The organism is Sodaliphilus pleomorphus (assembly GCF_009676955.1).
Taxonomy (GTDB): domain Bacteria; phylum Bacteroidota; class Bacteroidia; order Bacteroidales; family Muribaculaceae; genus Sodaliphilus; species Sodaliphilus pleomorphus.
Genome location: NZ_CP045696.1, coordinates 422019 through 443796, shown reverse-complemented (window position 1 = coordinate 443796; position 21778 = coordinate 422019). Strand labels below are relative to the sequence as shown.

Annotated in this window: 15 protein-coding genes, 1 tRNA gene and 1 pseudogene; 15 read left to right on the top strand and 2 right to left on the bottom strand. The window is 47.3% G+C overall.

Features of this window, described 5'->3' with window-relative positions:
- Positions 1-52 precede the first annotated feature (52 nt).
- Positions 53-1183 carry a DNA polymerase III subunit gene (locus GF423_RS01810; RefSeq protein WP_154326747.1) on the bottom strand — a complete coding sequence of 377 codons (1131 nt, stop codon included), beginning with the start codon at positions 1181-1183 and terminating at the stop codon, positions 53-55.
- Between the two features lie 176 nt (positions 1184-1359).
- Complete coding sequence (locus GF423_RS01805) at positions 1360-3519, bottom strand: elongation factor G2 (RefSeq protein WP_154326745.1); 2160 nt, start codon at positions 3517-3519, stop codon at positions 1360-1362.
- A gap of 208 nt (positions 3520-3727) precedes the next feature.
- On the opposite strand from GF423_RS01805, the gene hemW reads away from it, so the two are divergent.
- From hemW to GF423_RS01730, 15 genes and pseudogenes are all read left to right on the top strand, one after another.
- Entirely contained in the window at positions 3728-4861 is a 1134-nt protein-coding gene (hemW, locus tag GF423_RS01800) for a radical SAM family heme chaperone HemW (RefSeq protein WP_154326743.1), read from the top strand.
- 245 nt (positions 4862-5106) lie between these two features.
- The gene (locus GF423_RS01795; protein WP_154326741.1) at positions 5107-6633 is read left to right on the top strand and encodes a sensor histidine kinase; all 1527 of its coding nucleotides are present in this window, start codon (positions 5107-5109) and stop codon (positions 6631-6633) included.
- A 7-nt stretch (positions 6634-6640) separates the two neighbouring features.
- Positions 6641-7345, top strand: coding sequence for a response regulator transcription factor RprY (gene rprY, locus GF423_RS01790; RefSeq protein WP_154326740.1), 705 nt, complete (start codon positions 6641-6643; stop codon positions 7343-7345).
- A 161-nt stretch (positions 7346-7506) separates the two neighbouring features.
- Entirely contained in the window at positions 7507-8229 is a 723-nt protein-coding gene (locus GF423_RS01785) for a lysophospholipid acyltransferase family protein (RefSeq protein WP_154326738.1), read from the top strand.
- 37 nt (positions 8230-8266) lie between these two features.
- Positions 8267-8452 (top strand): hypothetical protein, encoded by a 186-nt coding sequence (locus GF423_RS01780; protein WP_154326736.1) that lies wholly within the window; start codon positions 8267-8269, stop codon positions 8450-8452.
- A gap of 135 nt (positions 8453-8587) precedes the next feature.
- Positions 8588-8658: transfer RNA gene (locus GF423_RS01775), tRNA-Gln, on the top strand.
- A gap of 78 nt (positions 8659-8736) precedes the next feature.
- Positions 8737-9315, top strand: coding sequence for a 30S ribosomal protein S16 (locus tag GF423_RS01770; RefSeq protein ID WP_154326734.1), 579 nt, complete (start codon positions 8737-8739; stop codon positions 9313-9315).
- Between the two features lie 249 nt (positions 9316-9564).
- Positions 9565-11856, top strand: a complete 2292-nt coding sequence (locus tag GF423_RS01765; RefSeq protein WP_154326733.1) for an NADP-dependent malic enzyme — start codon at positions 9565-9567, stop codon at positions 11854-11856.
- A 112-nt stretch (positions 11857-11968) separates the two neighbouring features.
- Entirely contained in the window at positions 11969-12199 is a 231-nt protein-coding gene (locus tag GF423_RS01760; protein ID WP_154326731.1) for a hypothetical protein, read from the top strand.
- A gap of 297 nt (positions 12200-12496) precedes the next feature.
- A pseudogene (locus GF423_RS01755) lies at positions 12497-12778 on the top strand (IS30 family transposase); the annotation flags it as partial.
- A gap of 190 nt (positions 12779-12968) precedes the next feature.
- Positions 12969-14492, top strand: coding sequence for a glycosyltransferase (locus GF423_RS01750; RefSeq protein WP_154326729.1), 1524 nt, complete (start codon positions 12969-12971; stop codon positions 14490-14492).
- A complete protein-coding gene (locus GF423_RS01745) occupies positions 14489-15607 on the top strand; it encodes a hypothetical protein (RefSeq protein ID WP_154326727.1) in 1119 nt (372 codons plus the stop codon). The genes GF423_RS01750 and GF423_RS01745 overlap by 4 nt, the downstream gene beginning before the upstream one ends.
- Positions 15608-15916: 309 nt before the next feature.
- Entirely contained in the window at positions 15917-17203 is a 1287-nt protein-coding gene (locus GF423_RS01740) for a radical SAM/SPASM domain-containing protein (RefSeq protein WP_154326726.1), read from the top strand.
- A 1-nt stretch (position 17204) separates the two neighbouring features.
- Positions 17205-19556, top strand: a complete 2352-nt coding sequence (locus tag GF423_RS01735) for a carboxypeptidase-like regulatory domain-containing protein (protein ID WP_154326724.1) — start codon at positions 17205-17207, stop codon at positions 19554-19556.
- A 5-nt stretch (positions 19557-19561) separates the two neighbouring features.
- Positions 19562-21775 (top strand): peptidase domain-containing ABC transporter, encoded by a 2214-nt coding sequence (locus GF423_RS01730; RefSeq protein WP_154326723.1) that lies wholly within the window; start codon positions 19562-19564, stop codon positions 21773-21775.
- The last annotated feature ends 3 nt before the right edge of the window (positions 21776-21778 follow it).

The following is a 21778-nucleotide window of genomic DNA, read 5'->3' as shown; positions in this document are numbered from 1 at the left end:
TTGACAATGTATTGTTGTTGTATTGTGATGAATTGTAATGTTGGCTTAGTTATTACACTTTTATCAGAATGGTGTTTTTTATTGCCAGGTCAAAGAGCACGATCTTGGCATTGCCGTTCATGCGTATGTCTTTCTCGGCCCGGCCGAACTCATAGAGCATGCGTTCCACGTTGTCCTCGTTGATGTAGGGGGCAAAGCGGGTGCTGAATTGCTCCTCCTCGCGAGTCTCGTAGTTGAGCTCCCTCACGTGCAGGTTGTAGATGAAATTCTCTCTCACCATGCGCGCGCAGTAGGTGAGAAACCGGCGCGTCTTCTCTCGCTTGTAGTCGGCCACATGCTCGCTCCAGTCCTTGAGCGACTTGAGGTCGCGCATGTAGGACAGCCGCATCAGCTTCACAAAGTCGGCATGGAATTGCTTGGTCTCGCTGTCGAGTTGCATGTTGCGCACGGCTTGCACCACATTGCCGTCGGCCGGAGCCGACACTGCAAGCGCGTCTTGATAGTCGACCCCGTATTTTGAGACGATATATCTCGCAATCTCCTGGGTAGATGGCCGCTTCAGCTCGATGCGCTGGCACCGCGAGTAGATGGTGGGCAGGATGCTTTGGGCATCGTCGCTCACAAGCAGGAAAATGCAGTCGGGCGCAGGCTCCTCTATCATCTTCAACAGTTTGTTGGCACAGGCCTCGTTCATCTTTTCGGGAAGCCACATGATGAGCACCTTGTACTTTGACGTGTAGGCGGCAAAACTCATCTCGCGTATGATTTTGTCGCTCTCACTTTGGTATATTATGGGTTGTGCATTATCTTTCCCCAGTAGCGTGACCCACTTCTGGTAATCCTCTACCGTGTCTTCGCTCAGAAACTTCTGCCATGTCGCTATCCACTCATCGCTCGTGGGTGTCTTGTCGTTGCTGTCTTTCTTCACGATAGGGTAGGAGAAGAAGGTGTCGGCATGGTTGAAACTTTGGTGCTGGAGACACGAGGGGCACTGGCCGCACGGCTCGCCGTCGGGGGTGCGGTTGGTGCAATGTATGTATTGAGCCGTGGCCTGCGCCAGTGCCAGCTTGGGCACGCCAGCCTGGCCGTGAATGAGCAGCGCATGAGGAAACCGGTCCTCGTCAACCATGCGCCTGATGCGGCTGGCAGCCGCTTCGTTTCCAATGACGTCGCTGAATTTCATGATTACAAAGATAACTAAAATTTAGCTCTTGCTTGCAATCTTCATCCTTTTTATTGTTCTCATTTTAGACCCTCCGCAGCTTAAGGGCGGCACAATCCGCTTCGCCAATAAAAAAAACAGGAGCTGCAAGCATGAGTGCAGCTCCTGGAAATAAGTGTGACGGTAAAAAAAGGGCTTTATTCTTCTTCGGCCTTGCTTGCTTCGTACTCTTGCAGCAACTTGGTCTGCACGTCGCCAGGCACGAGCTCATAGCTTGCAAACTTCATCGTGAACGAGGCGCGTCCGCCTGTGATCGAACTCAGTGCGGTCGAGTAGCTCGACATTTCCTTCAGTGGCACCTTGGCGTTGATCTTCTGGAGCCCGCTGGCCTCTTCCATGCCCATGATGATGGCACGGCGGCCCTGCAGATCGCTCATCACGTCGCCCATGCACTCCGACGGCATCAGCACCTCTACGTCGTAGATGGGCTCGAGCACCTTGGGGTTGGCATTCTTGAAGGCATCGCTGAAGGCGTGACGTGCAGCCAGGCGGAACGAAATCTCGTTGCTGTCGACAGGGTGCATCTTTCCGTCGTAGATGCACACACGCACGTCGCGTGCATAGCTGCCCGTGAGGGGCCCCTCGGTCATGCGGTCCATGATGCCCTTCACGATGGCGGGAATGAAGCGTGCATCGATGGCACCGCCCACGATGCAGTTGTAGATGATGAGCTTGCCACCCCATTCCAGCGGAATCTCTTGCTTGTCCCTCACGTTCATCTTGAACTCTTGGTTGCCAAACTTGTAGGTGTCGGGCTCGGGCATACCCTCCTTGTAAGGCTCTACAATGAGGTGCACCTCGCCAAACTGGCCCGATCCGCCCGATTGCTTCTTGTGGCGGTAGTCGGCACGGGCTGCCTTGGTGATGGTCTCGCGGTAAGGAATCTTGGGCTCCTCATACACGATTTTCAGCTTCTCGTTGTTCTCGATGCGCCACTTCAATGTGCGCAGGTGGAACTCGCCCTGGCCCGATACTATCGTTTGCTTCAGCTCCTTGGATTGCTCAATCACCCATGTTGGGTCTTCCTCGTGCATGCGGTTGAGTATGGCGCCCAGCTTTTCAATTTCGCTCTCATTCTCGGGGCGTATCGCGCGCTGATACTTGGGCGCAGGATACTTGATGAAGTCAAATGTCCAGTCTACACCCTTGTCGTTCAGTGTGTTGCCAGTGCGCACGTCTTTCAGTTTCACAGCTGCGCCTATGTCGCCGGCTTCTATCTCGTTGACAGGAGTCTTGATTTGCCCGCACACGGCCGATATTTGTGCCATGCGTTCCTTTGAGCCGCGGTTCTGGTTGTTGAGGTCTTGGCCGGCGTGCAATGTGCCCGACATCACTTTGAAATAAGAAACCTCGCCAATGTGAGGCTCTACCGTGGTCTTGAAGAAATAGAGGCTGAGCGGGCCGTTGGCATCGGGCTTCACCTCCTCGCCTGCAGTGTTCTTGGGTGCAGGCACCTCGTTGACAAAGGGCACCACATTGCCCAGAAATTCCATCATGCGGCGCACGCCCATGTCCTTGAGGGCGCTCACGCAAAACACGGGGCAGATGCTGCGGTCGATGAGACCCTTGCGTATGCCTTCGCGCATCTCATCCTCGGTGAGAGCGCCTTGCTCAAAGAACTTGTCCATGAGCGTCTCGTCGTTTTCGGCGGCCATCTCCACCAGTGCTTGGTTCATTTCTTGTGCCTTGTCGAGATATTCGGGAGCAATATCGCTCACTGTGGGTGCGCCGCCTTGAGGCCCCCAAGTGAGCTGCTTCATGATGAGTACATCAACCACCGAGTTGAAGCCCGCACCCGTCTGTGTGGGAAATTGTATAGGTATCACTTTGTTGCCAAAGGCCTCTTTGAGCTGGTTCACAACATTGTCGTAGTCCACATTCTCGGCATCCATCTTGTTGAGCGCAAAGATGATGGGCTTGTTGATCTTGCTTGCAGTGCGGTAGATGTTTTGTGTGCCCACTTCCACGCCATACTGGCTGTTGACTACAATCACGCCGCAATCGGTCACGTTGAGCGCTGTGATGGCATTGCCCACAAAATCGTCCATGCCTGGGCAGTCTATCACATTGAGCTTCTTGTTGTTGAACTCAGCATAAAAAACTGTGGAGAATACCGAGTAGCCATACTCCTTCTCGACTGGGAAGTAGTCGCACACGGTGTTGCCGTTCTCTACAGTTCCACAACGGTTAATTACTCCACACTCGTAAAGCATAGCTTCGGCGAGTGTGGTTTTTCCGGAGCCTTTGCTGCCTAAAAGTGAGATGTTTTTAATCTCATTCGTTTTATAAACCTTCATGTATTAGTGAATTTTGAATCTGTTAATGTACAAAATGTTAGTTAATATTTGGAAAGTTCAATGCAATCGACTTGCTTTGGATTCGACCTTTCCGACCACAAATTTAATATAATTCGCCAAATTTTCTAAGGTTTTTAAAAAAAAATCACTTTTGGCCTCGCCTTTGTCGTCACAATTGGCACTTTTGCCTTATTTTTGCATCACACCTATGGCTGGACTTTATATTCACATCCCGTTTTGTGCATCCAAGTGCATCTACTGCGACTTCTACTCCCTGGCCGGCAGCTCGCACGACACGGGGCAATATGTCGATGCCCTCGTGGCCGAGCTCAAACTCAGGCACCGTGAGCTCGCCGAGCCGCTCAGGACCCTGTATGTGGGAGGCGGCACGCCGTCGCTGCTCCCATTGGGCCAGTTTGCCAGGCTTGTCGACGCCGTGGGTCGTGTGGCGCCGCTGGACAGTGTGGAGGAGTTCACGGTCGAGGTTAACCCCGACGACGTCACTGCAGGCTATATTGCCGGCTTGAAGGAGCTGGGGGTGAACCGCATCAGCATGGGGGTGCAGAGTTTCGACGACCGCGACTTGCGCTTCATCAACCGCCGCCACACGGCAAGACAGGCCCTCGAGGCCGTGCGGGCCATCAGGCAGGCTGGCGTGCACAATGTGAGTATCGATCTCATCTATGGCATTCCTGGCCAGACGCTCGACTCCTGGTCGCGCACCGTCGACCAGGCTGTAGCCCTGGGCGTGGAGCACATCTCGGCCTACAGCCTCATGTATGAGCAAGGCACGCGACTGTGGGTGATGCGCCAAACCGGCAAAGTGGCCGAGGTCGACGACGACACGTGCGTTGCAATGTACGACCTCCTCGTCTCTCGCTTGCACCTTGCGGGCTACGGCCACTACGAGATCTCCAATTTCGCCCTGCCCGGCTATTGTTCTCGCCACAACTCCAGCTACTGGGACCTCACCCCCTATCTCGGGCTCGGTCCGGCTGCCCACAGCTACGATGGCCATGTGCGTCGCTACAACCCGCCCCGCCTCAAGTCCTACTTGCACAACTTGCACGAGGGCAAGTGCGTCTTCGTCACCGAGAGCGAGACCGACTGGCAACGCTACGACGAGTATGTGATGCTGCGCTTGCGCACTGCCGCCGGCTTGTGTGTCGACGACATGAAGGCCAGGTTTGAACCGCGTTTTGTGGCCTATTTCCTTGGCAAGGTGCAACCCCTGCTGGGCACATCGATTGTGGGCGATGGCACCCGCTACCGCATTCCCGAGTCGCGCATCATGGTTGCCGATGCCATCACCACCGAGCTCATGTGGGATACACCCGATTGAGTGCTGCCGGCCACTGCTGTGCAGGTCATAGTCTGCTGTTCTCGGCAAGTGTTAAATCTCATCTGAAATTTTTTTAAATAAATTATGCCTGAAATTTTTTGTTTTCACATTTAATTGTTAATTTTGCGTCCTAATGTTAAAACGTACGAGTCGTTGCTCATCCTGCGGCGGCACGACGTTGCGATGTTTAGACGCCTTCGAGTGTCTGTTGTTATTTTGAATATGGGTATTTATAGTTAAGGCGTATGAAAAAATCCACAATATGGCTATTGACCATCGTGATGGCAGGCACCATCATGGGACTGCTCTATGTGCAGATCATGTACATGGAAAACATGGTCAAGATGCGCAACGACCAGTTTGGCGAAACGGTGAAGCGCAGCCTCTACGACGTCTCGTCGTCGCTTGAGCAGGACGAAACGCGCTACTATCTCGATCGCGACATCAGCGAGAGCGAGATGTCGATGTTCTCGGGCACGTCTGCGCAAGGCCAAGCCACTTTTGGCGAGAACGGCAACTACAGCATCGACAGCAACACGGCAGTGCCCAAGCTGGGCACCACCAAGCTCAACGTCTCGGCCTCGGCAGCACCCGCAGGCAACAAGTCGCTCGACTTTGATGCTCAGTACAAGAAGAAGCAAAACATACTCAAGGGCCAGTACCTTTATCAAAAGGGGCTGCTCAACGAGGTGATACTTTCCATCCTCAACCAGGCCAGCGACCGCCCCATCACCGAGCGTGCCGACTCGGCCACGGTCAACAGCTACATCAGGCAGGAGCTGCATAGCAACGGGCTCAGGCTGAAATATGAATACGCCCTGGTGAGTGCCACCGGCGGCGTGGTGTACAAGAGCGCGGGTTACAGCGGTGGCAACGTGGCCGACGTCTACAGCCAGGTCCTCTTCCCCAATGACCCGCCCAGCAAGCAGCACGTGCTCAAGGTCACCTTCCCCAACAAGAGCGACTACATCTTCTCGTCGATCAGGTTCATGATCCCCTCGTTTGCATTCACTTTCATCTTGATGTTTATCTTTATCTACACCATTGTGATGGCATTCAAGCAGAAAAAGCTGAGTGAGATAAAGAACGACTTCATCAACAACATGACACACGAGTTCAAGACCCCGATATCGACAATATCGCTTGCCGCCCAGATGCTCAAAGACGACAGCGTGCTCAAGAGCCCTGCCATGCTCAAGCACGTGAGCACCGTCATCAACGACGAGACCAAGCGACTGCGCTTCCAAGTCGAGAAGGTGCTGCAAATGTCGATGTTCGACCGCAAGAGTGCCACCATGCGTCTCGGTGAGGTCGACGCCAATGCCGTGATCGACGGCGTTGTGAGCACCTATAAGATTAAGGTGGAAAAATTCGGCGGCCACATCGCTGCCAATCTCGATGCCGAGGACTCCATTGTAAATGTCGACGAGATGCACTTCACCAACGTCATTTTCAACTTGCTCGACAATGCCATCAAGTACCGGCGTGAGGACGTGGAGCCCGAGTTGAGCGTGTCGACGCGCAATATAGGCGACGACACGCTGGAAATAAAGATAGCCGACAACGGCATCGGCATACGCAAGGAGGACTTGAAACGCATCTTTGAGAAATTCTACCGTGTTTCGACCGGCAACCGGCACGACGTGAAGGGCTTCGGGCTGGGACTCGCCTATGTGAGCAAGATGATATCCCTCTTCAAGGGCTCGATCAAGGTTGAGAGCGAGGTCAACAAGGGGTCAACATTTGTAATAACATTACCACTATTAAAATAATAAAATTATGGAAGAGAAATTAAGAATTCTGCTGTGCGAAGATGACGAGAACCTCGGCATGCTTCTGCGGGAATATCTGCAGGCAAAGGGCTACAACGCCGACTTGTTTGCCGATGGTGAGAGTGGCTACAAGGCCTTCCTGAAAGGCAAGTACGACATATGTGTGCTCGACATCATGATGCCCAAGAAAGACGGCTTCCAGCTGGCTCAGGAAATACGCACTGTCAACAGCGAGGTGCCCATCATCTTCTTGACTGCCAAGTCGCTCAAGGAGGACATCCTCGAGGGCTTCAAGATTGGCGCCGACGACTACATCACCAAGCCCTTCAGCATGGAGGAGCTCGTGATGCGCATCGAGGCCATCCTGCGTCGTGTCAAGGGCAAGAAGGGCAAGGAAATCACCATGTACAAGATTGGCAAGTTCACCTTCGACACCCAGAAGCAGGTGCTCATTGCCGACGACAAGCCCACTAAGCTCACCACCAAGGAGAGCGAGCTGCTGAGCCTGCTGTGCGCCCACGTCAACGAGATTCTCGAGCGCAACTTTGCCCTCAAGACCATCTGGATCGACGACAACTATTTCAACGCCCGTTCGATGGACGTCTACATCACCAAGCTGCGCAAGCACCTCAAGGCCGATCCCAGCATCGAGATCATCAACATCCACGGCAAGGGCTACAAGCTCATCGCACCCGAGGCCGAGGCTCAGTAAAAAGTCATTTGGTCCCGTATTTTGCGTGCGACAGCGCGGACGTCACATGTTTTTTAATCGTGGCAACATGTTGGGTTGTCACGATTTTTTTTTACCTTTGTACTATTGCAAGAAAAATAGGATCATTTCTTAATGCCAATTATTACATTCAACTAAGAAAAATGAAAATCCTCTTTGGTATCTATCAGTGGTGCATAGCTTGCCCCATTATCATTGTTGCCACGTTGCTCACGGCCATAGGCACGCTCATCCTGGCACCTTTCGACAAGACCTATTTTGGCTACTACGTCCCCAAGTGGTGGGCGCGGCTGTGGTGCTGGCTGCTTTTTGTCAAGGTCGAGGTGCGCGGACGCGAGAAAATCGACCGCAACACCAGCTACATCTTTGTGGCCAACCATCAGGGAGCCTACGACATCTTCTCTATCTATGGATTCCTGGGGCACAACTTCAGGTGGATGATGCGCAAGGGCCTCACCAACATTCCACTTGTGGGGTGGGCGTGCGAGGCTGCCGGCCACATCATGGTCGACCACCACAACAACACCGCCCTTAAAAAGACAATGACCGATGCCGAGAAGCGACTGGCCGACGGCTTCTCGCTCGTGGTCTTTCCCGAGGGCCGGCGCACCGACACCGGCAAAATGGGGCACTTCAAGAGTGGCGCCTTCAAGCTCGCGGCCGAGTTCAACCTGCCCGTAGTGCCCATCACCATCGACGGGAGCTACCAGGTGATGCCGCGTTCTACCTTCAACGTCACACCCGGTACCATCGTGCTCACCATGCACGAGCCCATAGCGCCGGGTAGCAGCCAGCTCGACGCCAAGGCCCTTGCCCAGAAGTGCTATGACATCATCCACGCCGACCTCCCCAAGTCGATGCAGTGAAATTCTTTAATTGCGCCAAAACACATAGAAAGAGATTATGTCAAAACTTGAAATGCTATACCAGACCCTTCAAAACATGAGGGATTTAGGCCTTGAGATTGACAACGACTTGTTGATGCAAACCAGCAAACTGGAGGAGAAACTCATCAAGGAAGAAGTCCTGCCCTCGCTCACTGCCGACATTGCACCCAAGCTTGCAACGTGTTGCAAACCTGCAAAATGACTGCCGCCTTGCTGCTCGTTGTGCATGATGTTCTGCTCGTTGTCATAGCATCTGTCAAAAATAAATCTGAAAAAAATGAGCCATAATTTTTGCAGGTATCAAAAAAAGCGTTACCTTTGCAACGCATTTGGGAATTGTCCTGTGGTGTAATGGTAGCACATCGGATTCTGGTTCCGCTTGCGAGGGTTCGAATCCTTCCAGGACAACAACATGAAAGTGGCTACAACGCGTGTGGTCACTTTTTATTTTAAAACAACAATTTAAACTTAATTTTATTTTTTACAATGGCAACTAAAATCAGATTACAACGTCATGGCCACAAGGACTATGCGTTCTATCCAATTGTCGTAGCCGATAGCAGGGCACCACGAGATGGTAGATTTATTGAGAGGATTGGTTCTTATAACCCTAACACTAATCCTGCTACAATAAGTTTAAATTTCGAGAGAGCTCTCTACTGGGTCAACTGCGGCGCAATCCCCACCGACACTGTGCGCAACATCCTCTCGCGCGAGGGTGTCATGCTCATGAAGCATCTCCAGGGCGGCGTGAAGAAAGGCGCCTTCGACGAGGCAGAGGCTCAAAAGCGTTTCGAGGCTTGGAAAGCTCAAAAAGATGCCAAAATTTCGGCAGTGAAGAACCAAGCTATTGAGGCCAAGAAGGCCGACAACAAGAAACGTCTTGACGAGGAATCCAAGAAGAACGAGGCCAAGGCCGAGGCCGTGGCTAAGAAGAAAGCCGAGATTGCAGCCGCCAAGGCAGCTGCCGAGGCCGAGGCTGCCAAGGCTGCCCAAGAAGCTGCCGAGGCTGCTAAGCAAGACGAGCAGGCTCCTGCTGCCGAGGACGCTCCTGCCGAGGCTTAAAGTTCTCTACCTTTTTACAACACCACAAAGCGTTGATTGCGCAATCCTGCAATCAGCGCTTTTTTTGTTTCTCTTGAATCGGCTCTTGTCGAGTGGTTTCACCTGCCGCGCAGTGGGGGAGAGCAGATGACGTTGCGTGACGTTAATTTGCGTTAATGTGCAACCTGCTACACCGCTTTGGGAAAAGAATTAGTAACTTTGTGAGGCAGTTTAATAGTATATACTACGTGTAACAATTCTATATCAACAATGACGACTAAAGTAACCAAAAAGATGGCTCTCGACTATCATCATCTCGATGACAAGCCGGGCAAAATCAGTGTAACGCCTACCAAGCCCTATCAGACCTCCGAGGATCTCTCGCTGGCTTATTCCCCAGGCGTGGCTTATCCCTGCCTCGAGATCCAGGCCCATCCCGAAGATGTGTTCAAGTATACCAACAAGGGCAACCTTGTGGGGGTCGTGAGCAACGGCACAGCAGTGCTTGGCTTGGGCAATATCGGCGCCATGGCCGGCAAGCCAGTGATGGAGGGCAAAGCGTTGCTGTTCAAGATATTTGCAGGTCTCGACAGCTTTGATATCGAGGTCGATGAGAAAGACCCCGAGAAATTCATCGCTGCCGTCAAGGCCATTTCTCCCACCTTCGGCGGCATCAATCTTGAGGATATCAAGGCTCCCGAGTGCTTCGAGATCGAGCGCCGCCTCAAGGCCGAGTGCGACATCCCCGTCATGCACGACGACCAGCACGGCACTGCCATCATCTCAGGTGCAGGCCTCATCAACGCTCTCGATATACAAGGCAAGAAAGCAAGCGACATCAAGCTCGTGGTAAACGGTGCTGGCGCCGCAGCAATATGCTGCACCCGTCTCTACATGCAACTGGGCGTGAAGAAGGAAAACATCGTGATGTGCGACAGCAAGGGCGTCATCACAACACGTCGCTCCAACCTCAACCCGCAGAAGCAGGAGTTTGCCACCACACGCGATATCACAACCCTGGCCGAGGCCATGAAGGGGGCCGACGTCTTCCTGGGCCTCTCGGTTGCCGATGTGGTCACTCCCGAGATGGTGCAGTCGATGGCCGACAAGCCCATCGTCTTTGCCCTGGCCAATCCTAATCCCGAAATTTCCTACGACAAGGCTATGAAGTCGCGCAAAGACCTCATCTATGCCACAGGCCGCAGCGACTATCCCAACCAAATCAACAACGTGCTCGGCTTCCCCTACATCTTCCGTGGCGCTATCGACTGCTCGGCCACCGAGATCAATGTTTCCATGGAGCTTGCTGCCGTGCATGCCATTGCCGAGCTCGCACGCAAAAATGTGCCTCCCATCGTCAATGCCGCCTATCACATGAACAAAATCAAGTACGGCCCCAAGTATATTCTGCCCAAGGCCATGGACCCGCGCTTGATTACCGAGGTGTCGATCGCTGTGGCCAAGGCTGCTGCCGAGTCGGGCGTGGCCAAACGGCCCATCGACGACTATGATGCCTACAAGAAGGAGCTGCGGCAACTCATGGGATACGACAACAAGCTCATGCGCCGCTTCATCGAGGAGGCTCAGCGCTCTCCCAAGCGGGTGGTGTTTGCCCAAGCCAACACCGACAATATGCTCCAAGCTGCCGTGCAGGCCAAGGAAAACGGTATATGCATTCCTATCCTGCTGGGCAACAAGGAGATGATCACCAAGCGCGCCAAGCGGCTCAACATCAGCATCGACGGTATCGAGATTGTGAATCCCCGTCACGACAACCAAGCCGATCGCCGCCACCTCTATGCCACCAAGCACATGGAGAAAAACCAGCGCAATGGCATCAACCTGGCCGAGGCCGAGGAGAAAATGCTCGATCGCAACTACTTCGGCATGATGATGGTCGAGAACAACGAGGCCGACGCCTTTATCACAGGCATGTATGCCGGCGGTGGCAACACCGTGAAGATTGCCAAGGAAGTGGTGGGCATCATGCCCGGCTATTCCCACTTTGCAACCATGCACATCCTCAACACTCGGCATGGTGCTCTCTTTATCGCCGACACCTCGATCAATCACGAGAACGACACCCCGACGCTTGTCGACATCACTCGCCTCACTCACCAGGCAGTGAAAAACTATGCTCACTACCCTGTGATGGCGATGATATCCTATAGCAACTTTGGCTCCAACCCCGAGCACGGCCCCATCGAGCTGCATCGTGCCATCGACATCCTGCACCGCGACTATCCCGAGATCACTGTCGACGGCGAAATGCAGGTGCAGTATGCGCTCGATCGTGAGTTGCGCGACCGTTCATTCCCCTTCAACACACTCAAGGGCAAGGACGTGAACACGCTCATCTTCCCCAACTTGAGTGCGGCCAATACCGTCTATCAAATGCTGGCCAAGGCTGGCGCCGCCGAGGCCATCGGCCCCATCCAGATTGGCTTGAACCGTCCCATCCACTTCACCAGCATCGATGCCCCCGTGCGCGACATCGTCAATCTCACGGCAATGGCCGTGATCGATGCCAACGTCTACGACAAGCTGCATGCCGCCAAATAGGGCCGAAAAAACGATACTATAGCTCTTTACAACAACGAAGAGGCCGTGACACATCGTGGTTGCGGCCCCTTTTCTTTAAAGTTTCACGTCAGCTTTCTTTTTGCGCTACAAGGTGGCCGACAACATAGCCCGCACGGCGTCCAGTGCCCCCCTGCAGTCGGTGCTGGTGAGCATCAAGCAGCTCTATGGCGTGACGTGCCTGCTGGGTTGTCTCTTCTTGCTGCTCGTGTTGCTCTACGACGTGCAGCCCTTGCGTAGCACCATGAAGAAGATACCGCACTGGGCAGCGCTGGGCAGGCGCATGGCACGTGATTTGCGCATTTCGCCTCCTGCCGGCGATTGATTGCTACAGCTTGTGTCGTGCAGAGGCATCTTCTCTGCCCGCTATGCTGCATTTTGCTGGATTGCTCAGTTTTTGTGTAGATTCCAAAACGAAGTGCAACATTGAGGAGGCTACATTGGTGTAGATTCAAGGGAAAGCGTTGACTTTGCCCCGTGAATCGAAGAGGAGGCGAGCTCTGCTGAGGAGCAACTCGACCAAGCAATGGATTCAACCGCCATGCTGAAATCGTGGAAACAGACGGGGATGTCGTAAGGCAGCTCCGTTTTTATGATTTCAGAAGGCGGTCATGGCTAAGATGTCCACACAATAACCACAGATAATGGAAGTGAATTCATGAATCACAAAAACATTTGCAAGGCCCTGGAATGCACTGTCTATTTCGCGGATCCTTACTGCTCAGGACAAAAGGGCGCGATTGAAAACGCAAACAAGATTCTCAGAGAATACTTCCCTAAAGGCACTGACTTCAGACCTGTCACTCAAGCACAACTCAATAGAGCACAATATCAAACCAACGAAAGACCAAGAAAGAAATTAGGCTTTTCAACTCCCAAAATTGAGTTCTTCGCAAAGATTAGCTACTTTTGCACTTGCCACTTGACTCTACAACATGCAAAATTGTTTGCATTTTTTTTGCAGATTAAAAATATTTTGTAAATTTGCAAAACTGAACACTTAATACTAATCTTCTTTGCATACCTCATTTAAGACCACAGAGCCATTCTACCACAATTTTGACTTAAGCGTGGTAATCCCTTTCTACAAAAAGATGAGGGAGTTTAGGCGTGTGTTCCCCAAAAATCGAAAATACTTCGAGCGCAACGGCATAGAGGTAGTGCTTGTTCTCGACTCTCCCGAAGAATCTATTGAATTACTTGACTTCATATTGCAATACCCGTTCGTTAACTGGCGCATCGTGATGAATGACAAGCCCCACGAGTGGCGCAATCCTGCCAAACCGCTGAATGTGGGCATAAGGTTTGCAACGAAACGTTATGTAATGGTGTGTTCCCCCGAGTCGGAAATGGTAACCGATGTAATAGCTATTTTGCGTAAGTCGTTTGACGACTACTCCGATTGTCCACATTATGCTATAGGCAGGGTGTGTTTCGCCGACGAGGAAGAAGTGACTGAAGCCAATTTCAATCAATATCAGTTTATTCCTTTTGGTAGCATTATGCTGGAAAAGCGTCATGCCGAGCAAATTCATGGGTATGACGAGACCCTCTCAAAGTGGGGAGGCGATGACAATAATTTTCGTTCTCGCCTTGACATGATTGGCGTAAAGGAACTTTATTTTAATGAGGCGATGATGGCTCATCGCGATATTGATAATCAGGAGGGCAAGGTGAGAAGGGGAAAGCCTTTTGAAAAAACGCCAAATGATGTGTTGCGTCATTTCTTTTTTCCCGAGATGGCCGTGGCCAACTATGATAATTGGGGTAGGGACTTTGACAAACTGGTGTATGATTGGCGAAATAAACCATCGTCATCAGAGGGGCAATTGGAGAACTTTTGCTGTAAAAACTTCACAGAGCATAGTATAGCCACCCATTTTGGAGGCAAGTCATACCCAGTGCTTCTGCTGGTCCAGAGCTATAATGAGAGTGGCAGAATCATCTCGTTTCTTGAGAATGTTTCGTCCTTGTTTGATGGAATCATATTGCTTGACGATGGCAGCAACGATGGTACTTATGAGCTTGCGCGGAGCGACAAGTTGCTTTTCAAGTGCAAGAAACGCCGCACAGAATTCAATGACTTGCAGAACAGAAACATGCTGCTCGACTTGGCATCGTTCGTGAATCATGAAATCGCTTTTTTCCTTGATGTGGATGAAATGCTCGATGAACGGTTCAGCGATGTTCATCAGTATGTGCGTAGAGATGTTGCAGACGCTTATATGGTTCCATATATTCATCTTTGGGATTCCCCGGACACTTTCAATGGGCAATACCCCAGCTCAATTGATGGCATATGTTTACGGTATAAGATGATGCGAAACATCGGTCATGCACAAATATTCTCCAATAGAGGCAAGCTTCATTTCCATCAAGCTCCCACGATGGCTAAATCAGCTATAGCCGAACGTTTGTTGATTTTGCACTATGGGCTGTTGTTGGCTGAAGATAGAAAGGCTAAATATGAGTTCTATATGGCAGAAGACACAGAAGGCTGCCAAGGCAGTTATGAGCATTTCGGCGAAAATGCACACCCCTCGTTAAAAAATGTGGGTGAAATAACTATGCAAAAATTGCACCTGCTGTCGCAAAAATTAATATCCAGGTCATTATGAAAATATATTTAACGACAACTAGTGTTCAAGCAAAGTATAGTATGCTTTATACAAGCGTGTATCAAATCTTCTCAAAAGAGAATGCTTTTGAAATAATCGATGTGTGCAATGACGCCGATTGCATTGTGAGCGTTGGCGACATTACAAATGAGATTGTTGAATGTAAACAAAAGTATAAAAAGGCGGTTGTCAGATTTCTTTTTAGGTCAGATATATCCCAGTACTTTTACACCGATGTCACGCAGGTCGACTACACATTTTGGGTCTGTGATTTGGATATTAACATCCTTTGTCCGTATCAACAAACGTCAGAAAAAATAGCCGTTCCATTCGACTTTTCTTTGACCAATGACCGCAAGTGTGATTCGACTCCAGAGTTTGACATCTATGTGAACACTGGTGAATTTTTGTATGCCGACAGTGCACTTTTTAAGATTTTACGCACATTGAATAGGCTCACTCATTTGAGAATTGATGTGTGCAGCAAAAACGAAAGCATCAAGCATCTTGCCAACGCCAATATCCACTTATCCGACAGTTCCAGCGACATTGAAAACCATGTTAGGCGAGCCCAAATGGTGATAGGTTCTGGCTATGCAGTGCTTTTCGCCATAAAGCACCATAAGCCGTTTATCGTTGTCGGGGAACGTGGCTATGGGGGTATACCTACTTCTAACAATATTGTGCAGTTCTATCATGATTTTTTCCAAGGCACAATAGGTGGACGGTTTGACGGGGCTTTGCCTGAAAAACTCGTTTATGAGGATATTATCAATATTCAAAATAACATGGAAATGATAGATTTTACGAGTTCGCTATCGGGATATTTATTCGGAATAAAGATTGGGCTTATTAAACAGGTTAACTTCATAATATCACGTGGCCACCTCATGGCAGATGCTGGCGAGTTTAGATTTAACACCGACTATACCATTGTTCAAGGGAACGGAAAATGTTGGCTCCTAAACAGGTTTACACGGTTTATTGAGAGAAAATTAAATCCTGTGGAATTAGAAGTTTTAAAAGGGTATATCAGTGCCAGAGGAGTGGTCTGTACTCATAGTCAAGATAAAATAGAGGAACTTCAATACAAAAAAATCCTCTTATCGAAATAGAAAGCTTTAAATAGCAGTCTATACAAAATTAATTATTAACTTTTAACTAATTTTATTATGACCGAACAGAAAGATGATCTTAGAGAATTTATTGAAGGCCTTGAATTAACCGTCTTGAGAGAAGAAGATGCTGTTCTTTTGGATGGTATGGTGGGCACGAGCGGAAGAGGTACAAACAATTGCAAATGTGGTTTGTTCAGCTCAGACAATTGTGAATGTCATGGTAGTAACAACTGCAAATGTGGTTTGTTCAGTACTGATAACTGCAGGTGTTAATTTTTGATCCATTCCACAGTGAAATTTTAGGCTGTGGAATGGATTTTTTTAAAATCACTGAATATGGTTTTTAGTAAATTTAACAATATAATAGAGGTGACTCAGACAACTGTTGCCTTATACAATGCATTGACTGACAAGACAATATTTTTGCAAAAATCGGACTTGGAGATGCCATCTGATGACTTGAGGCAGAAAATGGCAAAGCATGGATTTATTGTACAGTCTGATCTGGATGAAACTGAACAATTTCTTGAATATGCGAGGAATGTTGAATATTCGAAAGATCCATTCCACTTAATTATTAACCCTACTATTAATTGTAATTTTAATTGCTGGTATTGCTACGAGAAACACGTTTTTTCGAAGATGGAGCAATCTACTGTGGTTAAAATTGACAAACTAGTGGAACATCTGTATTGTAAGCATGATAATATTCAAATATCTTTTTTTGGAGGAGAACCATTATTATACTATAAAAGTGTGATGTTGCCTATTTTGGAGCATACAAAGAATTATGCTCAAGTTATGAATAAGGCATTCTCTGTAAATCTGACAACGAATGGCTTTCTTTTTAATGAAAAAATGATAAAAGAAATGAAACGCTATAACTTCAATGGTGCACAAATAACTTTAGATGGTAATCGTGAAGAACATAATAAAATCCGATTCTTAAAAAGTGGTGAGGGTAGTTATGATAAAATCGTAGAGAATATTAAACAGTTAGCACGACATGGAGTGCCTGTAAGATTAAGAATTAACAGTACAAATGAGAATATTAATTCATTAGAATACATAACGTCGGATTTTTCAGATTTGGATGTTGATACTTTGAAGAACATACATATTGACATACACATTGTATGGCAGGAAAGGTACAAGCATATATTAGAAAAAAAAATACCAGGTGTGATAAGTGTATTTAAGGAGAATCGGCTTAAAGCAGCTAAAATGACGTTCAGAGAATTTTGTTATGCCGATAGGCGCAATCAGTGTGTTGTGCATTATAATGGTGATATCTACAAATGTACCGCAATAGATTTTGAGAACACAGAGCGTGATGGCTTCTTAAACGACGAGGGGGCAATTGTGTGGGAAAATGATAGTCTGGAAAAGCGAATGGAATCAAAATTTAATAATGTGAAATGCCGAGATTGTTCAATATTGCCATTGTGCCATGGAGGTTGTTCGAGTTTTAGACTGAAAAACAGGAACGCCTGTGTTTATAATGATGATTCGCTAGCCATGCAGAGAGCTATTAGAGATCGCATTAGTTATAATTTATCTATGAGTGGATCATGTTACACTAAGTTATTATAAAATGAAACGAGCTATTATACTGTTTTCGCTTGTGCTTGTTAGCATTCATGCCTTTGCATATAATCTTGTCGGTAGAGTGCTTGACGATAAGGACAAAGAGCCTCTCCCTGGTACGACTGTGCGGGTGTTTGTAGAATCGTCTAATTCATTAATCAATTACACAGTCACAAATCATGAAGGGAAATTTGTAATAAAGGACATTCACCACAAAGGCAATGTCAGTGTCACACTGTCATGCTTGAGCTACAATCCCATTACTATAAAATTGAAGGACAATAGCAAGTCAATAGATTTGGGCGATATTCTGTTGACCGGGAAAGCCAACAGTCTCGACGAGGTGGTGGTGACCGCTAGAGAAACGATCGAGAAATACGACAGGATTTTAGTCTTCGCGACTGCAGAGGAACGCAAGAACTCATCAGACGTAATAGGCTTGCTTAGCAATATGAAAATGAAATTGCCGGGAATTGACGTGAACGAAATGGCGCGCACTATTAGCATTTATGGTAAAGAACCTGTTTATCAAATTAATGGCAAGGTGGAATCTTTGTCAAAGATTAGAATGATCAACAAAAACAGGGTATTGCGTGTTGAGTACAAAAACCAAGCAGACATAAGGTTTTCAAACGATGGTATAAATGGCGGTGTGATAAATTTCATTTTAAAAGAAGACTTTGATGGTGGTAGCCTGCACACTCGTGCAGGTGTTACGGTGACCACGCCCAGAACAAACGGAGAAGTTGGCTTCACCTACAACAACAAACGCTCGGAATGGTCGTTGAACTGTGACAATGTTTGGAGAAAAAGTACCAAGCAATACACCGACAATTACGAGACATACAAGGGGAAAAGCTATGAAATCGAGCGCCAGCAAATAGGTCTTCCATCCTCATTTAAGGACTTTGACAACAACCTGTCTTTGGGCTACACTTACAAGCATAGCCAAAACACGACATTCGCCACTGATTTAGGCTTGCGTTATCACAAAGTGGACGCAAGCGATGAATATTTGATGCGACAGATCAAGGGAGGGCAGACCGCCGACTACACAAAAATAAACGCTCGCAACTCTGAAACCATAGACCCTACATTGAATTTGTATTTCAACAAGAACTTTGGAAAACATACTGTGGAATTTGACTTGACAGGCGCATTTTCGTCGGGCGATTATTCCAGGGGAATGAATTACATATATAGCCCGGCTGAGCAATACATTCAAAACAACAAAACCGACAACAAAAGCTACTTGGCGAGTTCTGAAGCGCTCTATACGTATGCTTTTAAAAACTTCACCACAAAATTTGGTTTGAATTATTCCTACAATTACGTGACCAATGGTTATTCCGAAAGCGAGAAGGTAATCAACAACACCCTGGCAAAGCATAAACTATATCTTTACGGAAACATAGGTGGAAGACTAAGAAAAATAAATTATGCAATCGGAGTCGGCGGAAGATACGAGGCCGTGTCGAATGGTGACATATTCGAGCACAGCATGCGACCCAATCTTTCTGCCTCGATCAGTTACCCAGTTTTGAAAAGAGGCAATTTGAGCTTGAGCTACACTTATATGCCCTCGTTGCCTTCGTTGTTCAACTTCTCCGAAGTGATGCGGACTATCGACGACATATCTCTGCAAACGGGCAGCCTGAACATAAAGCCAACAGAATCTCATAGTACAAAGCTTGCATTTAGAACTATGATATGGAAGCTGAGTGCCAACCTGTCGGCAGAGTATTCAAGAACCACAAAGCCATTGGTCAATGTGTGGGAATACGATTCTGATCCCGAGAGCAAGTACTACGACAAGTTTATAAGCAGGACGGCAAATGGGAAATATCAAGATTGTGTGAACTTTCAACTGGATATTGCCACACAGAGATTTCTCAACTGCTTGGCTGTATATGGACAGTTTGGCTGGAACAGGCATAAAATTTCAGGCTGGGGAGAATACAATTATAAGCTCAGCAAGTTTTACGCGGCAGTAGGGGTTAACGCTGTAGTCAAGAACGTGAGTATAATCTCAAAATATGATATCCTTCCTCGATACAGCGTAAGTGGCCTTTCTGTTTCCAGCAATTCGGGTAATTTTTATATGGGGTTTAACTGGAGGTATAAAAACATCGCTGTCGGTATTATGGCAGGAAACTTATTTACGAGCAAAGCCAACCGGGTGAAAACCACCTATATTTCTTCTGTTAGACCAATGACACAGGAATACTATATCAAAGATTTCTCGAATATGGTTGAATTGACATTTCAATACAATATTGATTTTGGCAAGCGGTATGGAAGCTCAAGCCGCTCTTTGTCGGGAGAAAAGATTGACAGAGGCGTAAATAATGCATATTAAAACAGATGAAGTTGAGAGACAGAAAAAGTACAAGGCATTTTAAAGTCTTCTGGCAAGTGGAAAGTACAGATTGTGGCCCCGCTTGCCTTCAAATGATTTGCAATTATTGGGGGAGGACATACTCACAGCAATGCATCAAGCAGGGGATAAGCATTTCTCGAATAGGTGTCACTTTAGGAGACATTAAGCGTCGATCTGAAGAGCTAGGCTTTAATACCGCAGTGGTGAAAGCGACAGCAGATCAATTACAAAAAATTCCATTCCCAGTGATATTGCATTGGAGGGGAAATCATTTTGTGGTTTTGTATTGTGTGAGGCTAAAAAAAAACAAGCAGGCTGAGTTCATGATAGCTGATCCATCGATAGGCAAGATTAAATTTCAGGAAAAAGAATTTATTCAAAGCTGGCAGAATGGCGAAAGTGAAGGGTTCGCGATTTTATTAAAGCCCTCAGAGCGCTTCTTTACCACAAAGATAGAGGAGGAAAAGACCGACTGGTCAATTGCCAAAACAATACTTAAACAGTATGTCTCCCAAAAGTTGAAAGTCATATTGGCTCTATCGCTATTGATTTTGTCGATGTTTTCTGGCTGGATGATTCCGTACATATACCAACTTGTAATAGACAAAGGCGTAATTGGAAGAAATATAGATGTCACATGGCAACTGTTTATGGTGCAGCTGTCTTTTTTTGTCGGTTATGTGTTCTCTAATACATTGAGCTCATTGGTAATGAGCAAGGTGAATTTTTTAGTGGGCATTACATACATTGAGAGCTTGCTAAGAAAGTTAATGCATTTGCCTATGAAATACTTTGATACAAAATTGAACACTGAGTTTATGCAGCGGCTTGATGATTTTAACAGTGTAAGGTCTTTTTTTACCGACAACCTTATAAACTTGGGATTTTCACTGATCAATGCATTGGTATATTTGACATTTCTTGCTTACTATAGCTTGGTTGCAACAGTCACATTTCTGATAGTTTCCATCATTGGTATTATATGGAATGTTTATTTTCTTCATGAAAGAAAATTCATTGACTACTCGTTATTTGTGGAACAAGCGAGAAATAGGAATTTACTGTATGAAATTCTTAATGGTATGCCTGACATAAAGGTAAACAATGCCCAATATAAGCAGACAGAAGTATGGAAGAATAATCAACAATTAATTAACAGCTTGATGATTCGCCAATTGGGTCTGAATTTTAAGCAGAGCGGTGGAGTTCAATTGATTAACAAGTTGAGAGACATTGCGATTCTTTGCCTTTGTGGTATTTTAACAATTCGGGGTGAACTTACGTTGGGCGTAATGATGAGTGTGAGTTATATCTTGGGACAATTGGTTACTCCCGTAAGTCAATTTCAATCTTTGGCAAATAGTATTCAGCAAGTAAAAATTTCTGTAAATAGGTTGTCGGAAGTACAAAGGAAAAAAGAAGAAAATAGCGATGGAGAACTTGTAAACAATCAATTACGTTACAACATAATAATTGATTCTATTACTTTTAAATACGAAGGAAGTTTTTGTCCTTATGTCTTTAACAATTTGTCTATTTCATTACCCGAGAATAAGGTGACAGCAATAGTTGGAAATAGCGGGAGTGGGAAAAGCACTTTGATAAAATTGATATTAGGTTTTTATGAGCCACAAAAGGGAGAAATTCTTGTTAATGGAGCGCCTCTAAATACGCTTAATATAGATATTTGGAGAAGTGTATGTGGTGTTGTGTTGCAAGATGGAAGAATATTCAGTGGAACTGTGGCTGAAAATATTGCGTTAGGGGACTCATGTATTAATATGGACAAAGTTAAGAGTTCTGCCAAATTATCATGTATTAATGATTTTATTGAAAAACAACCTGGGCAGTATGATATGAAGATAGGACCTTCTGGTATAGAGTTGAGCCAAGGTCAAAAACAAAGGATATTGATAGCTCGTGCTGTATATAAAGATCCTAAGCTTTTGATTTTTGACGAGGCTACATCCTCTCTCGATACTGTCAACGAGCGTCGCATTATGGACAACCTCGAAGATTTTTTTAAGAATAGAACAGTGATAGTTGTGGCTCACAGGCTTAGCACGGTGGTTAATGCCGACAACATTGTTTTCCTGGAAAATGGTATGATTGCTGAGCAAGGCACCCATCAGCAATTGGTCGACCGCAAAGGGAAGTATTACGAATTGATTAAAAACCAACTTGAATTAGAGAGTTAAGAG